This is a genomic window from Sulfitobacter sp. 1A13353, assembly GCF_043557255.1.
In the GTDB taxonomy this organism is placed as follows: domain Bacteria; phylum Pseudomonadota; class Alphaproteobacteria; order Rhodobacterales; family Rhodobacteraceae; genus Sulfitobacter; species Sulfitobacter faviae.
Genome location: NZ_JBIFFS010000004.1, coordinates 419,754 through 426,134 on the forward strand (window position 1 = coordinate 419,754; position 6,381 = coordinate 426,134).

Sequence of the window (6,381 nt, forward strand, 5' to 3'; positions counted from 1 at the left end):
CCGAAAACCAAGGAAGAGCAGATGAAAAATCCGCCTATGACCTCACGGACCAAACGCGATATTCGGGATAAGATGCAGGCAAGCTTCCCCGCGTTCTTTGGCTCCATGAACTACCCTCTCCCGGCGGCAGAGGGCATGCAGGAAAGTTTTGGCGAGGCGACAGCATCGATGATCTCGAAACAGCAGGCTGAGGTCTTCCTCGCCTATTGGTGCAAGCGCCCTGAATATCTTGCGGCGCTGACGAACCGGGCACGGCGGTTCGATCTACAGGGGGAGCCCTGCGGGTTGATCTCCGCACAGGAACGGGAGGATGCCGTCGAGGAACTCGCAATGTTGCTGGCAACCCGCTGGCTGTCGAAGAAACACCGCGTACGCAAGCTCGCGAGCAAGCGCATGCGCCGCCTCAACCTGCCTGACGATGTCTGTCGTCGCATTGAGACCATCGTCGCAAACACGGCCGGCGTGAAAGAGGATCGCAGGTTGCCCATATTTGGGTCGGATCTGCGTGACTGATCCCAGAGAACGAAAAGCAGACGATTAAAAGGACGATCAAAATATGACGAAAGCACCCCAGATCGGGTTTATGAAAATGCATTCGGATGCCGTTATCCCGCAGCTGGCGACCGCAGGGTCTGCCGGTGCGGATCTGCGCGCCATGATTGTCGATGACCATGGGATGATCCGGCCCGAAGGGCTTGTCATTGAGCCCTTCACCCGGGTTCTCATTGGCACCGGCCTCAGCATGGACATTCCTGCAGGCTACGAGGTTCAGCTCCGTCCGCGGTCAGGTCTGGCTCTGAAGTTCGGCTTCACCCTGGCAAACGCCCCGGCCACCATCGATCAGGATTTTAAAGGAGAGGTGATGATCATTGGCACCGTCATCGGCACCGACCCCTTCAGGATCAACCACCTGGACCGGATCGCGCAGATGGTGGTCGCCCCGGTCTGCGGCTTCATCCCAAAGCTTGTGGACAGCATCGGCGAAAGCGAGCGCGGCAGCGGCGGCTTCGGAAGCACAGGTATTTAAGGAATATCATCATGACGCGTAGCGCCTGGGACATCTTTGCAAAGGACATCAAGCCCGAGGAACGGGATGAGGTGCTGCGCGCCGTACACGGGTGCATCTTTGGGGCGCAGGACGATCGGGTGGCATTGCGCAACATCAGTCTGTCTGATCGCGACACACGGCGCGCGGAAGGGGTTGTGAGGTGGCAGGGCGCAGAGCACACCTTCGCCGTTGAAGCCTTTGCTGGCGGGGTGAGCGTCATTCAGTCCTGGGGCGATGCATCAGGGTTTACCCCCTACCCCGCCACCGAGTGGACGCTGGCGCCATTTGAAATGCTGATCACCGAAGCCATTCACAAAGAGCGGCAGGATTTCCTGCTGGAAAAATGGGACAAGCTTTTGGCCCGTGATGATGTGCAGCGCTTGCTCAGCCGATTTACCTTTGATGCCCATGCCGAACCCGGCGGGGCGCGGCAAAGATCCTGGCGTGAGAAGGTTGACCGCGTCGGCTTCGACATTGTGGCGATCTCAGAGGCCCAGCGCCTGCGCGACAAGCTTCTGCCACCCGACGCGGCTCAGAGCGTCTCATTTCGGTCAAAGCGGACGAAACCAGTTCATGCCGATACCTTTGTGTTTCGGACTTCGCGCATCGCGCGTGCCCCCTCCCTGACAGAAAACTCAGTGTCATGAGATGCCATGTTGCGAAAAATAGAGTATACTCCATAAAGGGTCTGAGCCTGCCCGCCCAGATTACTCCATGAGAAACCCAGTAACGGGAGATCAGCAATGAAGCATTTTTACAATGCAAACACACAACAGGATGAAGACCTAATCAGAAATATGGTCTTCCAAACGATCAGCTCACTGCGTGGCCTGCCGGAGCAAATCGAGGTTGCCAAGGTCGCCCTCGATTCCACATCGGCCCATGTCCTCGCGGGATTGATCGAAATCGGGGTTGCGCCTGAGGGCAGCCCAATCATCGAGGACATGCGCGACCGGGCGAACCGCTTTGGACAGGTGAAACTTCAGATGAGCCGGAGTTATGCGCTCGATCTGGCAAAGCACATCGAGATCGGCATGTTGCGCCACGAAAATGGGGTCAATGACCCTGCGACCTTCACTCTCCATTAACCACAGGGCTCCCAACGATGACCGACAACATGAACGCCATGTCCAAAGCTGCAATGAGTGGTGAGACGCTCTACATGACTTACAAGAACTGGAAGGGTAAGACCGCGCGTCGGGAGATCAGGCCTGTGTCTTTGAGGTTCGGCACGACCGATTGGCACCCGGTGCCCGGCTGGCTGCTTCTGGCTTGGGACGTGGATAAGGCGGCCGTGCGTGAATTCGCACTCGCTGACTGCGACTTCCTGTCTGAGAACGGCGGCGCCTAGAATGCCGGTTACTTTCAGGCGCCCGGATATCCGTATCGGGCCCATGACACTCATCATTGGCGATTGCACCAAGGTTCTCGGGAGTCTTTCTGACCATGAGAAAGCTGATCTGGTCGTCACCGACCCGCCGTACAAGCTGACCAGCGGCGGCAAGAACAGCAAGGGCATGAGCGGGAAGTTCGCCGCCGCTCGCTACAACAACAATGGCAACCTGATGAAGATCACCCCTTGGTCGGCCATGCCGGGACCGATCTTCGATGCCTGCAAACCCGATTGCGATGCCTATGTCATGGGGGACAGCAAAAACATCTTTCTGGCACGCAATGCTTTCATCAAGGCTGGCTGGAAATTTCACGAACTCCTCTATTGGAAAAAGCCCTCCCCTACACGCTGTAGGTATTACATGAAGAACACCGAGTTCATCCTGTACCTGTGGAAGGGCAAGGCCCGAGACATCAACAATGGCGGCTCGACCCAGTCGATGCCACACGCACGACCCAAGGACGCCATCCATCCCACTCAGAAACCGCTGGATATGCTGCGCGTGCTGATTGAGAACTCCTCCCAGCCTGGTGATCTGGTCCTTGATCCCTTTGCGGGCTCCGGCGCCACCCTGGTTGCCGCCATGCAGTCCGGCCGGCGCGCGATCGGCGTGGAGCTTGATCCTGATCATGCCGCGCGTTCTGCGGCCTGGATGCGCCAGGAATGGGATGCGCATCGCCGCCGTGAAGATGCTGAGGAAGAAGCGGCTCTGCGCGAACTAGCTGCCGCCGAGACATTGCGGGAGATCGAGCCTGCGCATAGTTGATTGATAGGCGCTGCGAAAAACGAGACTCTAAGGTTACTGAATGCCCTCTTATACACCCGCACAACTCTATCCCGAAGATCAGGTTTACTTGATTATTCATGTCTTTCTGAAGGCCCCTTTGGATGAGCTTGATGAGAAGGACCTCGACGACAGCGGGCGGTGCGTGGTCGCCGGAAAATACCGTATCGCGGTTCGAGGAAGTGGTGAAGCCGTGCAGTCACAGCGCGATCAGGCTCTGGAGATTTTCCATGCGCATAATCTGCTCTCGGATCCGGACGCCTACCAGCTGATGGTCTCCACCTACAATGCATCGATGGACAGGCAACTGGTTGCAGATCTTGGCGTGTGGCTTGGCACATCCGAGCTGCCGAGGTGCTTCACCCATCTCGATCATGAAAGCAGGTACGCCTGATGTTTAGAACACTGGCAGCATTGTTACTGATTGTCCCTTCGCTAACTCTGGCGGACATGCCGCCTATTGAGGAGAGCGAGCTTCAGCCCGGTGGAGAAGGCACCGTCGAGCCGATGTATGACATCGATGTCTTCGCACTGCCGGCCGCCAACCTCAGCATCATTCAGGAGCTCGACTTCCAGTTCGGCAGCGGGCTTTTTCGAAAGCGGTGGCAGCCTCTGGATGAGGGCAACTACCGGATGGATGGGCTCGGGCCCCTCTACAACACAAATTCCTGTCTGTTTTGCCACATCAAGGACGGGCGCGGCTACGCGCCTGATGGCACGTCCTTTGAGACCTCCTATGAAGTTGTCTCGATGATCGGCAAGGTCGGCGTTCCCGCAGATGAGGGCGCCTACATGGATGAGATGGAAGAGTATCTGGCCGCGCTTGATCCGGATTTCGAACCGATGCGCCCCCATCCGGTCTATGGCTATCAGATTCAGGACCATGCCATCGAAGGACATAAGCCTGAGGGTTCCATCTCAGTCATCTGGCATCCGGAAGAGGTGACTCTTGCTGATGGTGTAGTGGTCACCTTGAGACGTCCTGAGTTCAGCATCGAGGGTCTGGCCTATGGGCCACTTGGCGAACACGCATTCTCGCCGCGTATCACACCTCAATTGACTGGTCTTGGTCTGCTTACGGCCATCCCGGAAGATGCCATCAAATCAAAGGCCGATCCTTTGGACGAAGATGGTGACGGTATTTCTGGTCGGGCACAGATCACTTGGTCTGATATCCTGGATCGCCCGGCCCTGGGCCGTTTTGGGTGGAAAGGATCAGCGGCCACTGTACGAGACCAGATCTCGGTGGCTCTGCGCAATGATATGGGGGTCTCGTCCGACCTGCAGCCCGATGACGCCGGAGATTGCACCGCTGCCCAGCCCGAATGCCTGAATGCGCCCCATGGGCGTGGCGCAGCTGAGGAGTATGAAGCCCTTACCGCCAGCCTTAGGGGTCTGACCGTATATGCTGAGAATATCGGCGTGCCGGCACGCCGTGATGCTGATGACAAACAGGTCCTCCAAGGCCGAAAGGTCTTCGGCGAGATTGGCTGCGCTGCTTGCCATACACCTAAATGGCAGACCGGAGAGGTTGTCGGACAGCCGCAGCTGTCGAACCAGACGATCTGGCCCTATACAGATCTTCTACTCCACGACATGGGCCCCGAGCTTGCAGATGATTTTCCTGAGATGCTGGCCTCTGGTCGCGAATGGCGCACCCCACCCCTATGGGGAATTGGCCTGATCGATCTGACCAACGGCCGGGAGGATTATCTGCACGATGGCAGGGCGGGATCGCTGCTCGAGGCGATCCTGTGGCACGGCGGAGAAGGCCAATCGGCAAGAGATGCCGTGATCGAGCTGAGTACCTCGGATCGTGAAGCGCTGCTCGCCTTCCTGAAAAGCCTGTAAGCCCTGTCGAACGGACGCTTCTTCAAAGTTCATTTCCGGTCACTGAAGCGATCCGCTCTCCATCTCTTCAGCCCATTGGGCTTTTCGCCCTCGCACCCGATACTCCTGCGAGATCGGCCGTCTTCAGGTCTGATAGTTTTGACCAAGTTGGGTGGGGGAAGATGAGCAGTAAATCGATATATGGCGTTCGCATGCCGGGCACGATGGGAGATGTCATCCATCAGCTCGATGGTCTGCGTCCTTTGATCGCCCAGAAGGCTGGACAGCTCATTGCGCGCGCCGTGGCCCGCTTGGCGACAGACTACCATGACCGTGCAGTGATCTTTGGCGCCGAGGGGCAAGAGGACCATATGGCGAATGCCTATGCCGAAGTTCAGCACCGCATCGCGGAGATGGCCAGCACCAATGGCCGCGATCCTGAGATAGACACGCACTTCGAGGTCGTCATCTGTACTGATGGCCACCATGCGGTCATGATCTCCTTCACCGAGCATGAAGATTGGTTCACGGATCTCCTGTCCCTACCTGGCGCCTCTGACTTTTCCTATTGGGATGGCGCCGGCCGCCCCGAGGAGGTCACAGCCGAGGAGTGGAGCAACAGACGCCGCACCTATCAAAGGATCCTGTCGCGCGATCCACATGGGCGTCCCGCGGGCTGCGGCGTAACCTTGGTGTTCCAGAAGCCTTTGACGGCCCCTACCCCGGCCGAGATCCTACGCGAAGTGCCGGACCTCGAGACACGCGCCCGCCGCATGGCGCGTCAGAGCCTGCTGGCAGACTGGGCATCCACAGTCGACATCGATCAGATGAGCCCCGAGAAATACATGAAGGAGATGATGGCGGCCGTGACCAGGTTGAATGGCCCTGACCACGTAGAGGCCATCAACAGTAAGGCTGCGATGATCGCAGAACGCCTTCCTGATCTCGACGAAAAGAGCCTGACGGGATGCTGTGAACCCGCCGTTCTCGACCAAGAAGAGGTCACTGTCGATTTCTGAAGAAAGTTTACGACAAAACGTAGATTATCGTTTTTCGCAAGCATAGACTCTGGATGTAGACAACAAACAATGGAGCCACAAATGGCAGACGACAACGACGACAACATCGGCACAACACGCATTGAAGCACCTCAGCTCTTGGCCTTCATCGAGCGCCGCGAGCGCCTTGCGCTGGAAAAGAAGGACATTGCCGATCAGGAGAAAGAACTGAACGCCGAAATCAAGAGCGCCGGTTACATATCCCGCCATCATTGTGTTTTGCACATGGAAAACCAATAAGTTAGAGTGAAACACTGTGTTTTAAGGT

The 6,381-nt window shown here is 57.3% G+C and carries 10 protein-coding genes; all 10 read left to right on the forward strand.

What is annotated here, in order from left to right; all coding sequences use genetic code 11:
• The first annotated feature begins 21 nt into the window (after positions 1 to 21).
• Positions 22 to 513: a ProQ/FINO family protein gene (locus ACGYLO_RS12855; RefSeq protein ID WP_394376835.1), complete on the forward strand. Its 492-nt coding sequence runs from the start codon at positions 22 to 24 to the stop codon at positions 511 to 513.
• 43 nt (positions 514 to 556) lie between these two features.
• Positions 557 to 1,027, forward strand: a complete 471-nt coding sequence (dut, locus tag ACGYLO_RS12860; protein ID WP_394376836.1) for a dUTP diphosphatase — start codon at positions 557 to 559, stop codon at positions 1,025 to 1,027.
• Positions 1,028 to 1,038: 11 nt separating this feature from the next.
• Positions 1,039 to 1,695 (forward strand): hypothetical protein, encoded by a 657-nt coding sequence (locus tag ACGYLO_RS12865; RefSeq protein WP_394376837.1) that lies wholly within the window; start codon positions 1,039 to 1,041, stop codon positions 1,693 to 1,695.
• 96 nt (positions 1,696 to 1,791) lie between these two features.
• A complete protein-coding gene (locus ACGYLO_RS12870) occupies positions 1,792 to 2,136 on the forward strand; it encodes a hypothetical protein (RefSeq protein ID WP_394376838.1) in 345 nt (114 codons plus the stop codon).
• Positions 2,137 to 2,153: 17 nt separating this feature from the next.
• A complete protein-coding gene (locus tag ACGYLO_RS12875) occupies positions 2,154 to 2,399 on the forward strand; it encodes a hypothetical protein (protein ID WP_394376839.1) in 246 nt (81 codons plus the stop codon).
• A 43-nt stretch (positions 2,400 to 2,442) separates the two neighbouring features.
• The gene (locus ACGYLO_RS12880) at positions 2,443 to 3,207 is read left to right on the forward strand and encodes a DNA-methyltransferase (RefSeq protein WP_394376840.1); all 765 of its coding nucleotides are present in this window, start codon (positions 2,443 to 2,445) and stop codon (positions 3,205 to 3,207) included.
• A gap of 40 nt (positions 3,208 to 3,247) precedes the next feature.
• A complete protein-coding gene (locus tag ACGYLO_RS12885) occupies positions 3,248 to 3,619 on the forward strand; it encodes a hypothetical protein (RefSeq protein WP_394376841.1) in 372 nt (123 codons plus the stop codon).
• Entirely contained in the window at positions 3,619 to 5,076 is a 1,458-nt protein-coding gene (locus tag ACGYLO_RS12890) for a di-heme oxidoredictase family protein (RefSeq protein ID WP_394376842.1), read from the forward strand. Before ACGYLO_RS12885 ends, ACGYLO_RS12890 begins: the two co-directional genes overlap by 1 nt.
• Before the next feature lie 191 nt (positions 5,077 to 5,267).
• A complete protein-coding gene (locus ACGYLO_RS12895) occupies positions 5,268 to 6,074 on the forward strand; it encodes a hypothetical protein (RefSeq protein ID WP_394376843.1) in 807 nt (268 codons plus the stop codon).
• A gap of 81 nt (positions 6,075 to 6,155) precedes the next feature.
• Positions 6,156 to 6,353, forward strand: a complete 198-nt coding sequence (locus tag ACGYLO_RS12900) for a GapR family DNA-binding domain-containing protein (protein ID WP_394376844.1) — start codon at positions 6,156 to 6,158, stop codon at positions 6,351 to 6,353.
• Positions 6,354 to 6,381 lie beyond the last annotated feature (28 nt).

Bases quoted from the DNA above. Each gene is read 5' to 3' on its own strand.
- ACGYLO_RS12855 (WP_394376835.1), top strand. From the start codon at position 22: ATGAAAAATCCGCCTATGACCTCACGGACCAAACGCGATATTCGGGAT.
- dut (WP_394376836.1), top strand. From the start codon at position 557: ATGACGAAAGCACCCCAGATCGGGTTTATGAAAATGCATTCGGATGCC.
- ACGYLO_RS12865 (WP_394376837.1), top strand. From the start codon at position 1,039: ATGACGCGTAGCGCCTGGGACATCTTTGCAAAGGACATCAAGCCCGAG.
- ACGYLO_RS12870 (WP_394376838.1), top strand. From the start codon at position 1,792: ATGAAGCATTTTTACAATGCAAACACACAACAGGATGAAGACCTAATC.
- ACGYLO_RS12875 (WP_394376839.1), top strand. From the start codon at position 2,154: ATGACCGACAACATGAACGCCATGTCCAAAGCTGCAATGAGTGGTGAG.
- ACGYLO_RS12880 (WP_394376840.1), top strand. From the start codon at position 2,443: ATGACACTCATCATTGGCGATTGCACCAAGGTTCTCGGGAGTCTTTCT.
- ACGYLO_RS12885 (WP_394376841.1), top strand. From the start codon at position 3,248: ATGCCCTCTTATACACCCGCACAACTCTATCCCGAAGATCAGGTTTAC.
- ACGYLO_RS12890 (WP_394376842.1), top strand. From the start codon at position 3,619: ATGTTTAGAACACTGGCAGCATTGTTACTGATTGTCCCTTCGCTAACT.
- ACGYLO_RS12895 (WP_394376843.1), top strand. From the start codon at position 5,268: ATGCCGGGCACGATGGGAGATGTCATCCATCAGCTCGATGGTCTGCGT.
- ACGYLO_RS12900 (WP_394376844.1), top strand. From the start codon at position 6,156: ATGGCAGACGACAACGACGACAACATCGGCACAACACGCATTGAAGCA.